Annotated in this window: 1 protein-coding gene; it reads right to left on the bottom strand. The window is 42.3% G+C overall.

The annotated features are described in order from the left end of the window. Positions 1–1,052 (bottom strand): elongation factor Tu (gene tuf / locus NH286_RS10640; protein ID WP_265238790.1); only part of this gene is annotated, 1,052 nt, incomplete at both ends.

Below are 1,052 nucleotides of genomic sequence, written 5' to 3'. Positions count from 1 at the left end.
TATTTAACTATCTTAGAAACAACTCCTGATGCTACTGTTCTACCACCTTCACGAACAGCGAATCTTAGACCTTCTTCTAGAGCGATTGGCTTTTGAAGTGTGATCTTGAATGTTGCGTTGTCTCCTGGCATTACCATTTCTACTCCGTCTTCTAGTTGGATGTCACCTGTAACATCTGTTGTTCTGAAGAAGAATTGTGGTCTGTAGCCTGAGAAGAATGGTGTGTGACGTCCACCTTCTTCTTTGGTTAGTACGTATACTTGACCTTCGAATTCTGTGTGTGGGTGTACTGAACCTGGTTTTGCTAGTACTTGGCCTCTTGAGATTTCGTCTCTTTGAACACCTCTTAGAAGTACTCCTACGTTGTCTCCTGATTCTGCTTGGTCTAGTGATTTATGGAACATTTCTACACCTGTTACTACTGCTTGAGATGTTTTTTCTGTTAGACCTACGATTTCTACTGTATCGCCTACTTTTAGTGTTCCTTTTTCTACTCTACCTGTTGCTACTGTTCCACGTCCTGAGATTGTCATTACGTCTTCTACTGGCATTAGGAATGGTTGGTCGTTGTCTCTTTCTGGGATGTCGAAGTATTCATCTACATCATCCATTAGTTCAAGAATCTTATCTGACCATGGACCTTCTCCACCTTCTTCTAGTGATTTTAGAGCTGATCCTACTACTACTGGGCAGTTGTCGCCGTCGAAGTCGTATTCGTTTAGTAGGTCTCTTACTTCCATTTCTACTAGTTCGATTAGTTCTGGGTCATCTACTTGGTCTTCTTTGTTTAGGAATACTGCGATTTTTGGTATACCTACCTGTCTTGCTAGTAGGATGTGTTCTCTTGTTTGTGGCATTGGACCATCTGCTGCAGATACTACGATGATTGCACCGTCCATTTGTGCTGCACCTGTGATCATGTTTTTAACGTAGTCAGCGTGGCCTGGAGCGTCGATGTGTGCGTAGTGTCTTTTTTCTGTTTCGTATTCTACTACTGATGTGTTGATTGTGATTCCACGTTCTCTTTCTTCTGGAGCTTTATCGATGTGTTC

Origin of the sequence: Anaerococcus sp. NML200574 (assembly GCF_026131665.1) — a bacterium.
GTDB classification, from domain to species: domain Bacteria; phylum Bacillota; class Clostridia; order Tissierellales; family Peptoniphilaceae; genus Anaerococcus; species Anaerococcus kampingae.
This window is presented reverse-complemented; position numbering and strand designations above follow the sequence as displayed.